Annotated in this window: 18 protein-coding genes; 13 read left to right on the top strand and 5 right to left on the bottom strand. The window is 33.0% G+C overall.

What is annotated here, in order from left to right:
* From M014_RS0110485 to M014_RS0110475, 3 genes are all read left to right on the top strand, one after another.
* A partial coding sequence (locus M014_RS0110485) for a hypothetical protein (protein ID WP_026591685.1) occupies positions 1–495 on the top strand: 495 nt, incomplete at its 5' end.
* Positions 492–1,172, top strand: coding sequence for an ABC transporter ATP-binding protein (locus M014_RS0110480; protein ID WP_026591684.1), 681 nt, complete (start codon positions 492–494; stop codon positions 1,170–1,172). The genes M014_RS0110485 and M014_RS0110480, both read left to right, overlap by 4 nt.
* Positions 1,169–2,371: an ABC transporter permease gene (locus tag M014_RS0110475; RefSeq protein WP_026591683.1), complete on the top strand. Its 1,203-nt coding sequence runs from the start codon at positions 1,169–1,171 to the stop codon at positions 2,369–2,371. The genes M014_RS0110480 and M014_RS0110475 overlap by 4 nt, the downstream gene beginning before the upstream one ends.
* A gap of 70 nt (positions 2,372–2,441) precedes the next feature.
* Here the strand turns inward: M014_RS0110475 and M014_RS0110470 are convergent, their stop codons facing one another.
* A complete protein-coding gene (locus M014_RS0110470) occupies positions 2,442–2,726 on the bottom strand; it encodes a hypothetical protein (RefSeq protein ID WP_026591682.1) in 285 nt (94 codons plus the stop codon).
* A 255-nt stretch (positions 2,727–2,981) separates the two neighbouring features.
* Entirely contained in the window at positions 2,982–3,767 is a 786-nt protein-coding gene (locus tag M014_RS0110465; protein ID WP_026591681.1) for a GNAT family N-acetyltransferase, read from the bottom strand.
* A 372-nt stretch (positions 3,768–4,139) separates the two neighbouring features.
* On the opposite strand from M014_RS0110465, the gene M014_RS0110460 reads away from it, so the two are divergent.
* Complete coding sequence (locus tag M014_RS0110460) at positions 4,140–4,814, top strand: CPBP family intramembrane glutamic endopeptidase (RefSeq protein ID WP_051588570.1); 675 nt, start codon at positions 4,140–4,142, stop codon at positions 4,812–4,814.
* A 201-nt stretch (positions 4,815–5,015) separates the two neighbouring features.
* Here the strand turns inward: M014_RS0110460 and M014_RS0110455 are convergent, their stop codons facing one another.
* Complete coding sequence (locus M014_RS0110455; RefSeq protein WP_026591679.1) at positions 5,016–5,783, bottom strand: TSUP family transporter; 768 nt, start codon at positions 5,781–5,783, stop codon at positions 5,016–5,018.
* Between the two features lie 113 nt (positions 5,784–5,896).
* Between M014_RS0110455 and M014_RS0110450 the strand changes: the two genes are divergently transcribed.
* A complete protein-coding gene (locus M014_RS0110450; RefSeq protein WP_026591678.1) occupies positions 5,897–6,682 on the top strand; it encodes a TrmB family transcriptional regulator in 786 nt (261 codons plus the stop codon).
* 231 nt (positions 6,683–6,913) lie between these two features.
* Here the strand turns inward: M014_RS0110450 and M014_RS26780 are convergent, their stop codons facing one another.
* The gene (locus M014_RS26780; protein ID WP_179863966.1) at positions 6,914–7,057 is read right to left on the bottom strand and encodes an ArsR family transcriptional regulator; all 144 of its coding nucleotides are present in this window, start codon (positions 7,055–7,057) and stop codon (positions 6,914–6,916) included.
* Positions 7,058–7,168: 111 nt separating this feature from the next.
* Positions 7,169–7,843, bottom strand: coding sequence for a recombinase family protein (locus M014_RS0110440; RefSeq protein WP_081811007.1), 675 nt, complete (start codon positions 7,841–7,843; stop codon positions 7,169–7,171).
* A gap of 545 nt (positions 7,844–8,388) precedes the next feature.
* Here M014_RS0110440 and M014_RS0110435 point away from each other — a divergent pair.
* From M014_RS0110435 to M014_RS0110395, 8 genes are all read left to right on the top strand, one after another.
* Positions 8,389–8,763, top strand: coding sequence for a hypothetical protein (locus tag M014_RS0110435; protein ID WP_026591676.1), 375 nt, complete (start codon positions 8,389–8,391; stop codon positions 8,761–8,763).
* Positions 8,764–9,356: 593 nt separating this feature from the next.
* On the top strand, positions 9,357–10,055 hold the full coding sequence (locus M014_RS0110425; protein WP_026591675.1) for a response regulator transcription factor: 699 nt from the start codon (positions 9,357–9,359) through the stop codon (positions 10,053–10,055).
* Positions 10,048–11,148 carry a HAMP domain-containing sensor histidine kinase gene (locus M014_RS0110420; protein WP_026591674.1) on the top strand — a complete coding sequence of 367 codons (1,101 nt, stop codon included), beginning with the start codon at positions 10,048–10,050 and terminating at the stop codon, positions 11,146–11,148. Before M014_RS0110425 ends, M014_RS0110420 begins: the two co-directional genes overlap by 8 nt.
* 249 nt (positions 11,149–11,397) lie before the next feature.
* Positions 11,398–12,498 carry an efflux RND transporter periplasmic adaptor subunit gene (locus M014_RS0110415; protein WP_026591673.1) on the top strand — a complete coding sequence of 367 codons (1,101 nt, stop codon included), beginning with the start codon at positions 11,398–11,400 and terminating at the stop codon, positions 12,496–12,498.
* Positions 12,495–13,169, top strand: a complete 675-nt coding sequence (locus M014_RS0110410; RefSeq protein WP_026591672.1) for an ABC transporter ATP-binding protein — start codon at positions 12,495–12,497, stop codon at positions 13,167–13,169. Before M014_RS0110415 ends, M014_RS0110410 begins: the two co-directional genes overlap by 4 nt.
* A 2-nt stretch (positions 13,170–13,171) precedes the next feature.
* Positions 13,172–14,356 (top strand): ABC transporter permease, encoded by a 1,185-nt coding sequence (locus tag M014_RS0110405; RefSeq protein WP_026591671.1) that lies wholly within the window; start codon positions 13,172–13,174, stop codon positions 14,354–14,356.
* A 170-nt stretch (positions 14,357–14,526) separates the two neighbouring features.
* Entirely contained in the window at positions 14,527–15,297 is a 771-nt protein-coding gene (locus M014_RS0110400; RefSeq protein ID WP_026591670.1) for an ABC transporter ATP-binding protein, read from the top strand.
* 76 nt (positions 15,298–15,373) lie between these two features.
* The gene (locus M014_RS0110395; RefSeq protein WP_026591669.1) at positions 15,374–16,741 is read left to right on the top strand and encodes an FtsX-like permease family protein; all 1,368 of its coding nucleotides are present in this window, start codon (positions 15,374–15,376) and stop codon (positions 16,739–16,741) included.
* Positions 16,742–16,798 lie beyond the last annotated feature (57 nt).

Genomic DNA, 16,798 nt, shown 5'->3' with positions numbered 1-16,798 from the left:
CCATTCCAAATTCAAGGAACGTTAACTGAGCTTCAAAAATCACAAATCCAAAAGGATCAAACATTTACTGCAACTGCAAAAGCAAATAGTAAGCAGAAATGGACAGGGAAAATTACAGAAGTAAGTGAATTCCCAACAAGTGCAGAGATGGCGCAAGCAGCTGGCGCGGGTGAAGGCACACAAAATATGTCTCAGTATACATATAAAGCAAGTCTAGATGGGCAAGAAGGTTTATCTCCAGGTTATCATGTATCGCTACAAGTAAGTTTAGAAAATAAGAAGATAATTGCGGTTCCTAGTAAGAGCATTGTAGAAAAAGGCAATGATGCATTTGTTTATGTAGAAGAAAAAGGAAAGCTTCGTAAACAAAATGTGAAAAAAGGTTCTACTGACGGAGACTGGACAGAAGTTCTTGAAGGCGTAACAGTGGGGCAAAAGGTGGTTAAAAATCCTTCCGATAATGTGTATGACGGAATGGAAGTGAAAGAAAAATGATTACGTTAACCAATATTCATAAAACATATTATCAAGGGAAACTTGCAGTACCGATTTTGCATGGTATTAGTTTAACGATTCAAAGTGGTGAGTTTGTTTCGATTATGGGACCGTCTGGTTCTGGGAAATCAACACTCATGAATATTATCGGTTGTTTAGATCGTCCAACAGAAGGCGAATATATGTTGAATGACGTGAATATCTTAACAGCGGACGAGTCAAGACTTGCCCTTATTCGTAATGAATATATCGGTTTTGTATTCCAGCATTTTAACTTATTGCCACGTCTTTCAGCGGTAGAAAATGTAGAGCTTCCACTTATCTATGGTGGTGTGAAGAAAGTTGAGCGCCGTCAAAGGGCTCTTGAAGCGCTTGTAAAAGTCGGATTATTAGATCGTGTGCATCACTTACCGAGTGAACTTTCAGGTGGACAAAAGCAACGTGTGGCGATTGCTCGTTCCATTGCGAATGATCCAACGTTTATTATGGCTGATGAGCCAACTGGTGCTCTTGATACAAAATCAGGGGAACAAGTTATGGATATATTCACGAAGTTAAACGCAGAAGGTACGACGATTGTTATGGTTACGCATGAGGAGGAAGTTGCGGCGTATTCTTCGCGTCGAATCGTGCTAAGGGATGGAAAAATTACAGAAGATAGAAGGTGTGCGGTATGAGTTTACTAGATAGTATAAAGATTGCCCTTTCTTCTATTCTAGCTCATAAACTACGTTCAGCACTTACAATGCTTGGGATTATTATCGGTGTTGGTTCCATTATTACTGTTGTTGCGATTGGGCAAGGCGGAGAAGCCGCGTTAAAATCACAATTCGTTGGTTCTGGAAATAGTGTAATTTCGATTAACTATAGTCCTGACATGAACGATCAATTTGCTATGGGGGAAATGGGGCAACCTAAATTGACGGAAGAAGATATTTTTGAAATAAAAAAACTTCCAGAGATTGCGCATGTAATTAAGACGAATTCGAATATGGAAACACTTGATGTCAATGATAAAAAAGATATGGTGAACATTAAAGGGTTAGACAGTGAATATTTTGCCGTAAATAAAGTGAAGGTGAAAAAAGGTCGCTCATTAAATGACACGGATGTTGAACAGGGAAATAACGTTATCATGATTAGTACAGGTGTAGAAAAGAAGATATTTGAAAAAGAAAATCCAGTTGGAGCAATCATTGAAATAAAAGGCCAACCGATGCAAATCATTGGTGTATATGAGGCAGAAGGTGGGTTTATGGGAATGGGAGGAGATTCTGAAGCTCTTATTCCATTAACACTATGGCCAACTCTATATGGAAAAGATGAAATTGAAAATATTTCTGTGCAGGCGAAAAATGTTGACCATTTAGAAGTCGCTGGTAAGAAGGCAGCTGAGGTATTAAATAATCGTAAGCCAAGTGAATTTACAGGTAAATATGAAGTAATGAACTTAAAAGAAATTCAAGATGGTATTTCCAAAATGACAAATACCATGACAATGATTATCGGTGGTATCGCAGGTATTTCGCTAGTCGTTGGTGGTATTGGTGTTATGAACATTATGCTCGTATCTGTAACGGAGCGTACACGTGAGATTGGGGTACGTAAAGCGCTTGGAGCAACACGTAGTAAAATCTTGTTACAATTCTTAATTGAAGCTGTTATGTTGACGCTTCTTGGTGGATTAATTGGAATCGGCCTTGGTTATGGTGGCGCACATATTGTTTCGTCATTCGCAAACTGGCCACCCCTTGTTTCATGGCAAGTAGTTGTTGGAGGCGTGCTCTTCTCCATGACGCTCGGTATTATCTTCGGATTAATTCCAGCGAACAAAGCTGCGAAATTAGATCCGATCGACGCATTACGTTATGAGTAATTTACTAGTGTAGTAAATTACGTTAAGAGGGAAAAACATAGGGATACACATGTGTTTTCACGGATACGCTTTATTTTATGTTGTTACAATCTAATTGAGGTGGTCCTTTTGAAAAAAGAAAAGACACCCTAAGGTGGCTTTCTCCGACTTGATATGTATTAGGCTCCAATCTATTTAGGGAAGGCAGCCGTTTTTGAGATACAGCTACAAAAGTAAAACCATCATCAACTTCAACAGGTGCAATTAAAACAGATGAGTTAAAATTAATTCGCTCAGATGTATTAGAAAAATAAAATTGATCAAAATGAGTTTTCCCCCAAGCTCTTTTGAAATAAACAAACCCCACAGAAAACATTAGTGTTCTCTGTGGGGTTTCTATAGGATTGGAATGAAGTTTGATTACTAAAAAATCCTTTTATAATATCTAAAGGGACTTTTTTAAATTTCTATATACTTGAGGTTCCGTCACATCAACATCAAGTTAAAGCACTTTTAAAATTAAAAAGTGCTTTTTATTTATTATAAACACGAAAGTAAACTTTTAAATATTAGTTTACTTTCAATACACTTGTTAACTAAATATTTTTTTAGCAAAATAAATTGATTTTTTCTATCCCTCGTGAATTTCTTTAATACTTTTTCCTTCTAAAAACGCATGTCCCGTTTTAATTTTTTCTACTGTTTCAAATCCATACTTTTCATAAACTTTTTCTACTTTTTCGTTAATTGGAATCACCCAAAGATTATCTAGTCCTCTATTCATTATTTCGCTTTGAATAAAGTGAATAAGTTCACCTATTAACCCTTTACCTCTAAACTTTTCAATTGTAGCTACACTTTCCATTCGGGCTTGTTTTTCATGTTCAAAAATACAAGCGATGGAACATGCTATTCCATTGTATCTAAGTAGATAATGAGTGAATGCTGGATGGTGGAATTCATCTTGAAAAGCTTTTTTTCTAACTTCGCCCCCTAACTCTTTTATACTACATTCAATATCTAAAGCTTCTTCAAAATTTAACTCAGATACCTTTTCAATAGTAACTTTTTCATTTTTATCTTTTTTAGTTAATTTCTTGTTCCATAATTGGACTGGACTTATTAATTCTTCAAATCCAAAATTCTTTATTTGTAATTCAGAAATCAGTTTTTCTTGCATATCTAAGTTGTATATATAAAATCTAGGTACTATATTTTTAGTTTTATAGAAATGCACTACTTCATCTACTATCATTTGTGGATTTAAACTTACTACACTTACATGTGCATGATTTGCATCATAATAATATGGGTTGCTTTCATTACAAAATATAGACCCCCATGATTTCTCTATTCGGCTAGTAAAGGTTTCAAGGTATGCAAAATCAAGCTCAAGAACATTTTTTAAACTAGTCATATGATATTCCCTCTTCTCTATTTATTTCTTCTATATCTTCTTTACTTTATTATACATTTAAATATTTTAATTTTCAGTTTTTCAATTGAAATATTTCCAAGAAAAAATGAAAGTAAATTTTTAGATATTAGTTTACTTTCAAATCCCCTAGAACATTAACCCAAAACCAATTCCCTTAATATCATCAAAAATGATAAAAAAAGTACACATTCAAAACGTTGTAAACAAACAAGGAAAAGCAAAACTCTACATTCTAGAATTAACTTTTAAAAAATACTTAATATGACATATATGGTATATTATAGGCTTAGAGATTAATCTTTAATTTGTCTATTGGTTGAAAGATATTTGAAATTATTTGGAGGTGAAATAATGACAGATGACAACTTGACTAGGAATAATATAATTAAACGTGTAAATCATAAAGTTTCTTCTAAAGACGAGAAGTTAACAGGCCTAGTATTAGGTACCTTGTCTGTAGCTTTGACTAGTTGTATAATCTTCTGGTTTATAGGTAATCCACAAAGATTTATTGAACATAGGTTAGGAATTAACTCTAATGCTTTTGACTATCCAATTGCTTGGCTATTAGTTATTTTCATCTCGTTTGGTTATGTTTTCTATACGAGTAAGGCAGTGCCTTTTGTAGGAGAACGATTATTTACATTTTCTTGGCTAAAGATAATCGGGATTTGGGCTGCCATCGTATCAAGTATCGTAGAAGAAATATTATTTAGACAAGTGTTAATGGACTGGATAAACAATGAAGGTTATTCCGTGATAGTCCAAATGATTGTTTCCGCCTTAATTTTTGGTTTAGCTCATGGCGCTTGGGTTTTGCTTAGAGGGGAATTAAAGGTTGCTTTACCTATTATATTATCTACTACGATTCTTGGAGGTCTACTTGCCTTTGTATACATTATTTCAGAACGACATATATTAGCCTCAATTGTTACTCATATCCTAATTAACTTAATGATTGAACCATGGCTTATGTTATCTGCTATATCCCAGAAATGGAATGTTAAAGGTTTTAAAGATAAATAAAATCATCAAAGAACAGGGGGATTTGTAGATTTCCTTGTTCTTTAATGATTTCTCAGTTCACTAAAATATATACTCTATACAAAACTAGTTAACATAACCCCACTTATCAGCAGTCGCTATATCTAGAAATCTCAAAAAGTCCATTTACTGAAGAGACTTTTCTTTTACATAATATTCGATATAGGAAGTTAATTTTAGAAATTATTGAATATAATCATAAATATTTTTTGCTAATAATAAACAAGTTACTGTAATGAAAAGGGTACGAACATACCCACTTCCTTTTTTTATAGCAAATTTGGAGCCAATGATCCCACCAGCAATTTGTGCTATTCCCATTATGAAACCATACGTGTAGTTTACTTGTCCTAAACACATAAACATCAACAATGCACCAATATTGCTTCCCAAATTAAGAAACTTCGCATTACCTGCTGCCTTTAAAAAATCATACCCAATTAATAAAAAGGTAAACATTAAAAATGAACCCGTGCCAGGACCTAGAAATCCATCATAAAAACCAATAATAAAAACAAAAAAAGTAAAAATAATAAAGTGCCGAACGGACAATTTCTTATGGGTGGAAATACTACCCCAATCCTTTTTAAATATCGTATAAATAGCAACAGCACCAAGCATTAGTAACATCAAAGGTTTCAGTATCTCTGGGTTCATTAAATGGACAACCCAGGCACCTACTATGGAACCTATGAAAGTGAGTGGAAATAATTTAAACGCTGATTTCAAATCAAGATTACCAGAACGATAAAACACAATATTACTAGTTACACACCCCATTGTCGATGCTAATTTATTGGTAGCTACTGCCCCTGCTGGATTCAGTCCTGTAAATAATAAAGCAGGTAAAGCAATCAGTCCACCGCCCCCTACTACTGAATCAATAAATGAAGCTAAAAAACCAAAAACGATTAAAATAATTAATATTGATGGGTCTAATTGGAAATCCATATATAATCAACCTTTCTGTAGTCACTACTCAAATAGTAACTAATAATTTGCTAAATGTAAATGGTTACTGTAACGTTGGAAATATAAGAAAAGAACAATTGGAGGACGAAAAATTGAACTATATAGTGCAACAGCTCAAAAAATTAGGTTTTAATGAATATGAAGCTAAATCTTATGTATCCCTTGTTAAACAAGGTCCTGTTACAGCCTACCAAGTGAGTAAGGACTCAGGCATTCCAAGAGCACGAATTTATGATGTATTAAGTAATCTTGTTGAAAAAGGAATTGTCATGAAGGAAGAAATAGATGATACCACTCGATATTCACCTTTACCTGTTGAAATCTTTTTGCAAAAGGCTCAATCAGAGTGGAAATCCACTTATGAAGTAATAAGTGAATCATTAAAAAGTCTAGAAACCTCCGAGGAAAAAGCAGACAATCGAGTGATTACTTTAAAGGACTATAAGACGATAATTAGTTATTGTCAGACATTACTAAAAAAAGCCGAAAAGCGTATTGTCATATCGATGTGGAATGATATGTATGAGATGTTAAAAGAAGAACTAGTTGAAGCCGCTAATAAAGTCACGGTACAAGGTATTACGCTACATGTTGAACATCCCATTAAAAATTTAGAAATCCATCGTATAACACCTTATACAGAAACCCGATCTACAGAACATTGGTTTATTCTGTCCATAGATTCTAAAGAGATGATTTATGGACCATCAATTGATGAGCGTAGTGTTGCTTTTTATACAGATGACCCTGTTCATATTTATTTATTAGAGGATTATGTGTGGCATGACGTGCTAGTGAATCGACTTGTTAAACGTAGCCAAGACAATTTGGAGAATTGGATTACTACAGAGCGAAAAGCATTCTTTATGGAGGAATAAGAAGCATTATCTAAATTAAAGTTCTTTGTTCAACCTGACCATTGAACAAGGAACCATGTATATTCTATACATGATCGGTTAACATAACGTCTCATTATCAGTAGTCAATAATGAATAGAATTTTCGTTAGGGGGGTAGTGGTATTTTCTTAGCTTGATAGCGATGGGGTACGGCAACGATTCAGGGTATGAGGGGCCACTCTGGGATTTAATTACAAATAAAAAAAGAACTTTATTCAAGTTCTTTTAATCTACGATACAGAGCGGCCTGACTCACTCCTGTAATCTGACATATTTCCTTTACCGTTTTCTTGGTATGTTTTCGTAATTCAATTGCATGGTTCATGCCAGGATGTTTATCCGTGTATTTCTTCACTCTTCCTCTATATGGGGTCCCGCCCACATTTTAACGAAAATATACGTTAAGCAAAATTCGACATAAAATGAGCCGAATTTCCTACTCTAAGGAATATTCGGCTCATACGCTTTATTTAGGCTGTAATTTGTTCTCTTCATATTCTTTGAGCATCTTATAAAAAGTATTTTTCTTAAGTTCTAGTAGTTCCATGAATTTAACGCTCGTTATTTCTCTTTTTTTCCACTTTGGATAAGTTTCTTCTATTATAAATAGTTGCTTTGGGCTTAATGTTGAAAGGTTAAGTGGAGGGCGCCCTAAATGTTTTCCTTGAGCTTTGGCCACAGCAATACCTTCCGCTTGTCTCTGATGAATTTTTTTACGCTCTTGATCTGCAACATAGGAAAGTAAAGATAAGAATTGGTCTTCCATTAATCTTCCCATATCACCCATCTCACGAAATTTACGACTATCAAACAATGTTTCATTTTCTAAAACAACAATATCAGCTTGTAATTCCCTTGTTATGTATTTCCACTCCGAAATTACTTCATCATAGTTACGCCCCATACGATCTAAAGCATCTATGTAAACAATATCACCTGTACTTAATACTTTTCGTAATAATTGATACTGAGGACGATCAAAATGTCGTCCACTTGCTTTATCGACAAAAATACGTCGAGCTTCCACTCCTCTTTCCATCATCTTATGTAATTGGCGTTGTTCATTTTGATCTTTTGTACTTACACGTATATATCCATAAATATTTGCCACGTTTGATATTCTCCTTACATTTGTTACCACAATTATACCACTTTCGTTTATAAAGGTATTCATTAAAAATAAACGTTTATAAAATGTTTTATATTACCTTTGTAAACTTGATGTTTCAATGTTTCATAGATATTCTTCGATTGTTTAAAAAGGTATACCTTTACAAACTGTCGGTGAGTTTCAAGGAACTTATTATAGTTAATCTTTTAATCATTTATAGAAAGATACTTTTAAGCATATTTAATTTATATAATAATGAAGTTACCATGAATGAAATGTTACTAAGAGTATTTTTGAACTGCATAAGTGGAAAATCTCTGCTGAAAGTAATGAACTAAGATTGCAAAAAGAAGAGAATTTAAAAATTTAATAAAAATTTTATATTTGCCCTACTTTTTATTTAATTAATTTTCTCTATCCTATATATGCTGGGGCAAGGAGGGAATAGAAATGAAAAAGTGTTTTTTTTATTTTTGGTACAGTATATGCTGGAATTCATATAGTGCCTTTTTAAAGAAGGATTTGTAATCCCCTTAAAAATACTTGGAAAAGTGATGATGAAGGGTGAATGTATAATGAAAAAAATCAACACGCTAATTTTTCCACTTAGCTTCAGTTTATTACTAATTGGATGTAGTAATAAGCAATTAAATGGGAATTGGAGATTATCGGATAATGATAATAATTGTCCAATTTCTTACCAGTTTATCGAGAAAATAGAAGTTAATTCAGAAACGAAAAAAAAGAAAACTATATGGTTAATAAAAATGTATACTCAAAAAGTGTCAGATAAATATAAAAATTTAGGTACATACAATTGGTTAGATAATGAGTGGATAAACATTGATTATGGAAACAATTTTACTCAAAAACAAAAAATGGTACAAGATAAAGACAAATTAACAGCTTATTTTCCAGGAGTAGATAAAGTATGTACTTATAAAAGATAAAGTTAAGATGAGCTGGAAATTATAGAAGAAACTATGGATTGATAAAGAGGCTTTAGAAGTATCGCTAAAAAGTAATCTAGCTATTATATTGACGGATATGCAAATGCCTTAAAAAATGACATTGACGTTGCAAGAGATATAATTTACGCAGACGTTTGATATATATATATAAATATGTATGTGATGGAATACCGGCTGGTGTTGCTTATTATTTGTTTAAAGATACTTTAGCCTAAACTTGATTAGATGGGATACGTTCTATGTATAATGGATCTGCATTTTTAAATGGAAGAAAAAGTAAAGGGAATATTAGAATAAAGTTAGTAACATATTTAAAATTTTTTATTAGGGACATTTTTCGTTTCCCTCCTGAAAATGATAAGATTTCTATGTGGAAATGTGAAATTGTATAGCCTGGTGCAACGTGCATAGTCATTCAAAAAAATACTAAAAGAAATTTGTCTTCTTGGGAGAATAATAGTACTTTAAACTATCCTCAGAAAGGATGAATTACACATTAGTACTTATGAATATGGTATAAATAGAGCAATCAAATTTAAAATTAGAATATATGAAAGTGAAAGGAGAATAAGATGAAACCGATTTCAATTTTAATCGCTGATGATGACTTGGAGATAGCTGAATTAATTGAGATACATTTAAAAAAAGAAGGGTACCAGGTCGTGAAAGCAACTGATGGTGAAGAGGCAATTCGAATTATTCAATCGAAGCCAATCGATTTAGTCGTGTTAGATATCATGATGCCAAAAACAGATGGTTATGAGGTGACGCGTCAAATTCGCGCCAAATATCATATGCCGATTATTTTCTTAAGCGCGAAAACATCTGATTTTGATAAAGTGACAGGTCTTGTACTAGGCGCAGATGATTATATAACAAAACCTTTTACACCAATTGAATTAGTCGCACGTGTAAACGCTCAACTTCGCCGATTTCTTACGTTAAATCAACTGAAAATAGAGGAGAATACATCGGTTTTAGAGACAAGCGGCGTTGTTATTGATTCTGAGAGACGGACGGTACATGTATATGGAAAGCAAATTGAATTAACCCCAAAAGAGTTTGATATTTTATATTTATTAGCGAGTCACCCGAAGAAAGTATTTAGTGTTGAAAATATTTTTCAGCAAGTATGGGCAGATGATTATTACAATGGCGGAAGTACAGTTACGGTGCATATTCGTACTTTACGAAAAAAACTTGGGGAAGATAAAAGAAAGAACAAGTTAATAAAAACGATATGGGGAGTAGGTTATACTTTCAATGGCTAAAATGATGAAAAGTTTTCGATTTAAAATGATTGCTTTGTTTGCGCTAAGTATGTTATTAGCAGCTGTCGTCACATATATGATGTATAAAGGATTATTCTATTTTAAAACAATGGTACTTCACGAAAATCCTTTAAACCAATTTAGGGAAACTGGAATGGCATTTGGAGATATTCCATTATTTTTATTTTTAATTTCCTTTATTTTATTATCTGTTTTGTTTTTTTTCTTTTTAACAAAACCATACTTAAAATATTTTGATGAGATTTCTAATGCGATACATCACCTCGCTAACGGTGATTTTACAAAGAAAATTTATATTTCTTCAAATGATGAATTCGGCGATATTGCGCGTGAAATTAACTTAGCGAGTAAAAATTTAAAAGAAGCAGTTGAAAGAGGTGATTTTGCAGAAAGTAGTAAAGATCAGCTCGTTGTAAACTTAGCTCATGATTTAAGAACCCCATTAACATCTGTGCTAGGTTATTTAGATTTAATTCTCAAAGAGGAGAATTTAACGAAGGAACAGATTGAATATTATTCTACAATTGCATTTGCAAAATCACAACGACTTGAAAGTTTAATTGATGAGTTGTTTGAAATTACACGAATGAATTATGGCGTACAAAGATTAGATAAAAAATCCATTAATATAAGTGAATTGCTCATACAACTAGATGAGGAATTATACCCATTATTGGAGAAGAATCAATTAGAAGCTAGATTAAATGTTGAACCTCATTTAAAAATCAACGGTGACGGGAATTTGTTAGCTCGAGTATTTGAAAATCTTGTAACAAATGCGGTTCGATATGGATATAATGGAAAATTTGTTGATATGAATGGATATGTTGAAGATGGAGATGTTATTGTGCATATTGTTAATTATGGAGATAGCATTCCAGAAGAAGAGTTGCCATATCTTTTCGATATGTTTTATACAGGTGATAAAGCAAGAACAGTGCAGGAAAACAGTACGGGCCTTGGATTATTTATTGCTAAAAACATTGTTGAACAACATGATGGGAAGATTTCTGCTGAGAGTAATGCAATTCGAACAATATTTGAAGTGAGATTGCCAAAAGAAGAGACTTGAAAAATTTAATAAATATTTAATTTTTACCCCACTTTTTATTTAATTAATTTCTTCTATCCTATACATAGGTTAGGGCAAGGAGAAATTAAAAATAGCAAGTGGGGTTTTTATATTGCCCACCGTATGCGCTGGGTTTATATAACACGATGATTTTAAAAAGATATGTTTATATTTTGAAATCTAATATATATCATTCCCGAAAAAGTAAATTGTGCCCAAAAATATAATATAGAAAAAAGTGAGGATAATATGAAAAAAATAAATAAAGTAATTATCATTGGTGTGGTAACAATTGGTATAGGAGCTGGGGCGTATATGACGTTTGCCGGGAGTTCTGAACCAGTTATGACCTATAAAGTATCCGAAGTACTAGAGAAGCAAATCGAGAATCAGCAAAAATTTGCTGGTGAAGTGATTCCAAATGGAATGGAAATCATTTCATTTGATCCAACAAAAGGTACGTATGATTTAGCTGTAAAAAAAGGGGATGAAGTAAAGAAAGGGCAGCTTCTGTTTAAATACAATGATCCAACTGTTAAACAAGGTGTAACAGAAGTAGAAATGCAAAAGAAAATTGCCCAAAAAGAAGTAACTTTACAGACAAAACAAATTAATGTAGCAAAACAAAAACTACAAAAAGATAAAAATGCTGGTCTTCCTGCGGAAGCAGTAAAAGCATCAGAGATTGTAATTCAACAATTAGAATCACAACTTGAAATGAAGAAGTTTGAAGTAGAAAAAGCGGATGAAATGATTAAAGCAGCAAAAGAGAAAGTAAACACACTTTCTGTTACGAGTCCTGCTGACGGTGTAATTGATGATATTGTTACAACTTCTAATGAAAGAAACGGTATGAGCGGGATTACACTTCGCCATGCAGGTCCATTTAAAGTGCAAGGTCAAATATCTGAATTTGAACTTGCTAATGTAAAAATTGGACAAGAAATAACAGTTTCATCAAAAACTGTAGCGGGTAAAACATGGACAGGAAAAGTAACAGAAATTGGTTCTACACCATTAAAAAGTATGGATGAAAACAAAACAGTTTCTAGTTATCCATTTACTGTGACGTTAGACAATAGTGAAGGCTTACAAAATGGTTTCCACGTATACGTAGAAACTAAATCAGGCGAAGCAAGGGGTACAGTCATTCCAAAGACCAGCATTTTAAAAAAAGGTGATAAAAACGTTGTCTTTGTTGTAAAAGATGGAAAAGCAAAAGAACAAGTTGTTACGGTTGAATTTGAAACAGGTAATGAAGCAAAAATTTCCGGAGTGAAAAAAGGAGAAAAAATTATCTCTAGACCTACTGTAAATCTAAAAGATGGTATGGAGGTTGCCACGCAATGATTAATTTACAAGGCATTACAAAATCTTTTCAAAATGGTGAAGAATCCATTCAAATATTACACGGAATTGATGTAACGCTAAATCAAGGAGATTTCACTTCTATCATGGGGCCTTCTGGTTCTGGTAAATCAACATTAATGAATATTATCGGGTGTTTAGATAAGCCTACGACAGGTTCCTATGAATTAGCTGGGCAAAATATTTCAAATATGTCTGAAACCGAGCTTGCACATGTTCGTAATAAAGAGATTGGATTCGTATTTCAAAACTTCATGTTACTGCCACGACTTACAGCGTTGCAAAACATTGAATTACCACTTATTTATGCAGGAGCCGATAAAAAAGAAAGACAAGAGCGTTCATTAGCAGCCTTAACAAAAGTCGGTTTAGCTGATCGCGCTACCCACCTTCCAAATGAATTGTCAGGTGGGCAAAAACAACGTGTTGCAGTTGCACGAGCAATTGTAAATAACCCGAAATTTATTTTGGCAGATGAACCAACAGGTGCACTAGACACGAAAACAAGTGAACAAATTGTAAATCTATTTTATGAATTAAACAAGCAAGGTTCAACGATAATCATGATTACTCATGATCGTGAAATCGGGGAAGCTGCAGCACGTCAAATTGTCATTCGTGATGGAAACATTGTTCAAGATTGGAGGAAATAAATTTGAATATAAATGAAAATATACGTATGGCTATCTCTTCTATCTTTGCCCATAAAATGCGATCCATTTTAACAATGCTGGGAATTATTATTGGAATCAGTGCGATTATTACAATTCTCGCAATGGGGGATGGGCAAACTGCAAAGATGCAAAAAGAGCTTGCAGATAGTCAGCAGTTGGATGAAATCAATATCGAATATGTTAATCCAGATTCTCCAACAGAGATCACGAAAATCACACCAGAAATGGTAAAACAATTAGAAGTGATACCAGGTGTAAAGGGCGTATATCCAAAGGCACGTATGGACATAAAAGCATATACGGGGTCAAAAGATATTTCTTTTGGTTTAAATGTAGCAACAGGTAATTTTATGCAAGATTCCAAGATGAAAATCGTACATGGGCGTGAGCTAACAGAGGCTGAACTGACAAAAGCAACCCCTGTTGTGATTCTTCATGAAGATTTATTTACAAAGCTATTCGATACTTGGAAAGATGATTTATATATAGATATAAAAGGAAAACCCTATAAAATTGCTGGAGTATATGAATATGAGGACAGTTTTCAGCGACAATTTAAATCGTATGAGGGATATACAGCGATTGATAATGCACCATTAATTTCGGGGATTGAGGAATATGATATGGTGAAAATCAAGTTATCTTCTGTTAACGATCGAGAAGTGGTAGAGAAACAAGCTGTATCTGTATTAAATGAATTGAAAGCACCGGAATTTGAGCATACATTTACAGTGGCAGATACAGGAGCATATAGTCAAGGGCTGGAAGAAAATGCCCGAATGATGAAAATGGTATTCGCTAGTATTGCTGGTATTTCTTTAATTGTAGGAGGTATTGGTGTGATGAATATCATGCTTGTATCTGTTACAGAGCGTACGAGAGAAATAGGTATTCGAAAAGCACTTGGTGCAACAAGAGGAAATATATTAATTCAATTTCTTATTGAAGCTTGTATTTTAACAGTATTAGGAGGAGTAATTGGTTTTGGATTAGGTATTTTCTTTGCTTGGGTGTCGGCAATCGTAGGTGAGTGGCCACTGGTTATTTCCGTAAATCTCGGTCTATTATCTGTTGGAATATCTATATTGATTGGCATTGCCTCTGGTATACTTCCAGCAAATAAAGCAGCTAAACTAGACCCAATTGATTGTCTAAGATATGAATAATAGTGTAGGTGAAAGATAAGATATTTTAGAAAAGAGTAAATACCCCTATGAGTATTTACTCTTTTTAAAAAATAGGATTTTCATGGTATAAGAAAAAATTTAAACAATCTTAATTCTAATTTTATATAGATTTATTGGCTGTAAATATTAAAAAGAGAGAGGAATATAAAATGAAAACAGTGCTAGAAGCAAAAAATATTAAAAAAGTATATGACACAGGTGGAAATACATTTGAAGCGTTGAAAGGGATTAACTTACAAGTAAAAGAAGGAGAATTTGTTGGGATTATGGGCCCTTCTGGTTCAGGTAAGACAACCCTATTAAATGTTCTTTCGACAATTGATCATGTGACGAGTGGTGAGATTTTAATAGATGGAAAAGATATTGTAAAAATGAGTGATGATACGCTGGCATTGTTTCGCCGCAATCATTTAGGTTTCATTTTTCAAGATTATAACTTATTAGATACGTTAACGGTGAAAGAAAATATCGCATTGCCTCTTGCTTTATCGAAGGTGAAGGTCAGTGAAATTGATCGACTTGTTCTTGAAATCTCAAAGAAGTTTGGCATTGATCATATCTTAAGTCAATACCCCTATCAAGTATCTGGGGGACAGAAACAGCGCTGCGCGGCATCACGTGCCATGGTTACGAATCCGAGTATGATTTTTGGGGATGAGCCAACTGGGGCGCTTGACTCTAAATCAGCAACGGATTTATTAGAAAGTATGAAGTCATTAAATGAATATGATAACTCAACCATATTAATGGTAACGCATGATGCGTTTGCGGCAAGTTATTGTAAACGAGTGATTATGATTAAAGATGGTGAATTATATAAAGAATTACACCGTGGAGAATTAACACGTAAGCAATTCTTCCAACAAGTCATTGATGTAATGTCTTCCATTTCTGAAGATAAGGCTGATGATCTTATCTAATATGGCCATTTATAACATAATGTGTGATTAAAACACTGTATATTTTGTAGAAATAGTTTTTAGGAGGTTAAAATAAATGACTTTAATTGAAATCGTTCAACGAAATATAAGGCGAAATTTTAAGGAGTATATACTTTATTTTGTATCTTTAGCTTCGAGTATGCTGATTTATTTTATATTTGCGTCACTTCGATATAGTACGCAAATAAAAAAAGAAATGCTTAATAATGTAATGATTAATAGTGTTCTTCAGTCTTCAAAAGTGATACTCATTATTTTTATAGCCATATTTATTATTTACTCTACTAATTTTTTTATAAGAAAACGTAAAAAAGAGATAGGGTTATATTCTTTACTAGGTATTACTAAAAAACAAATTGGTACGATGTTATTTTGTGAAACGTTAATAATGGGGGGCGTAGCTTTAATAGTTGGAATATTGATTGGCAGTATAAGCTTTAAGCTATTTTTAGAACTTCTAATGAGTTTGATGAAATTAAATGTGCCAATTACGTTCGAGTTATCTATAAAGGCCATAATAGACACGATTATTGTCTTTTTATCGATTTTATTATATACAGCATGGAAAAACTCTCGCTTAATTTATCAATTTTCATTAATTGAAATGTTCCAAGCGAATCATAAAGGAGAAAGTATGCCAAAAGGATCTAAATCTATGGCATATATGGGCCTTATTTTAATTGGATTCGGTTATGTTTTAGCATTCTTTTTCCGTGAAGCCGTAAAATTTGTGCAGAACCCTGAGGACCCTATGAATCCTTTAATGGATCCTAAAATAATTCCGCTTTCTATTTTAATTGCAATTGTTCTTGCAACCTATTGTTTATTCACGTCTTATACTGTTATAGTATTACAGAAAATTAGAAGTAAGAGTAACATTTATTTTAACGGTATGAATATGCTTAATATTTCACAGTTGTTATATCGAGTAAAAGGAAATGCCAAATTACTGGCGACTATTGCTATCTTAAGTGCCACAGCTTTAACGGCAGTTAGTACAGTTGTATCAGGGTATTACGTAGGGCAATCTGAAACAAATGAAGATTTTATGCAACTGTACGGAGTCTCATTGTTTATTGGAAGCTTTTTAGGGATTATATTTGTACTAGCAACTGGTTCTATTATTTATTATAAACAACTATCTGAAGCACACGCTAATCAGAAATACTATGAGGTTCTTCGTAAGATAGGTGTTACGAAAAAAGAAGTAAGAAAGTCAATTTCGAAACAAGTTAGTTTTAGTTTTATTTCACCTATAATAGTCGGACTTACTCATAGCTTATTTGCTTTACCAATAATAAACAACATGCCTATATATAGTATTATTATTCCCATTTCCATTAGTATTATTGCATATTGCATAATCTATTTTGGATATTATGTATTAACCGTTAATTCGTATTTTAGAATTGTGTATAAATAATAAATTCTTTTGATACTGCGTAATAAAATTAGGAAATACAACCTATCAAGTTCTAAA

The organism is Bacillus sp. UNC437CL72CviS29, assembly GCF_000482345.1.
GTDB classification, from domain to species: Bacteria; Bacillota; Bacilli; order Bacillales; family Bacillaceae_G; genus Bacillus_A; species Bacillus_A arachidis.
This window is presented reverse-complemented; position numbering and strand designations above follow the sequence as displayed.

Excerpts from the sequence above, each read along its gene's own strand:
- M014_RS0110475 (WP_026591683.1), top strand. The coding sequence starts at position 1,169 with ATGAGTTTACTAGATAGTATAAAGATTGCCCTTTCTTCTATTCTAGCT.
- M014_RS0110465 (WP_026591681.1), bottom strand. The coding sequence starts at position 3,767 with ATGACTAGTTTAAAAAATGTTCTTGAGCTTGATTTTGCATACCTTGAA.
- M014_RS0110425 (WP_026591675.1), top strand. The coding sequence starts at position 9,357 with ATGAAACCGATTTCAATTTTAATCGCTGATGATGACTTGGAGATAGCT.
- M014_RS0110420 (WP_026591674.1), top strand. The coding sequence starts at position 10,048 with ATGGCTAAAATGATGAAAAGTTTTCGATTTAAAATGATTGCTTTGTTT.
- M014_RS0110455 (WP_026591679.1), bottom strand. The coding sequence starts at position 5,783 with ATGGATTTCCAATTAGACCCATCAATATTAATTATTTTAATCGTTTTT.
- M014_RS0110460 (WP_051588570.1), top strand. The coding sequence starts at position 4,140 with ATGACAGATGACAACTTGACTAGGAATAATATAATTAAACGTGTAAAT.
- M014_RS0110415 (WP_026591673.1), top strand. The coding sequence starts at position 11,398 with ATGAAAAAAATAAATAAAGTAATTATCATTGGTGTGGTAACAATTGGT.
- M014_RS0110470 (WP_026591682.1), bottom strand. The coding sequence starts at position 2,726 with ATGTTTTCTGTGGGGTTTGTTTATTTCAAAAGAGCTTGGGGGAAAACT.
- M014_RS0110400 (WP_026591670.1), top strand. The coding sequence starts at position 14,527 with ATGAAAACAGTGCTAGAAGCAAAAAATATTAAAAAAGTATATGACACA.
- M014_RS0110480 (WP_026591684.1), top strand. The coding sequence starts at position 492 with ATGATTACGTTAACCAATATTCATAAAACATATTATCAAGGGAAACTT.
- M014_RS0110395 (WP_026591669.1), top strand. The coding sequence starts at position 15,374 with ATGACTTTAATTGAAATCGTTCAACGAAATATAAGGCGAAATTTTAAG.
- M014_RS0110435 (WP_026591676.1), top strand. The coding sequence starts at position 8,389 with ATGAAAAAAATCAACACGCTAATTTTTCCACTTAGCTTCAGTTTATTA.
- M014_RS0110410 (WP_026591672.1), top strand. The coding sequence starts at position 12,495 with ATGATTAATTTACAAGGCATTACAAAATCTTTTCAAAATGGTGAAGAA.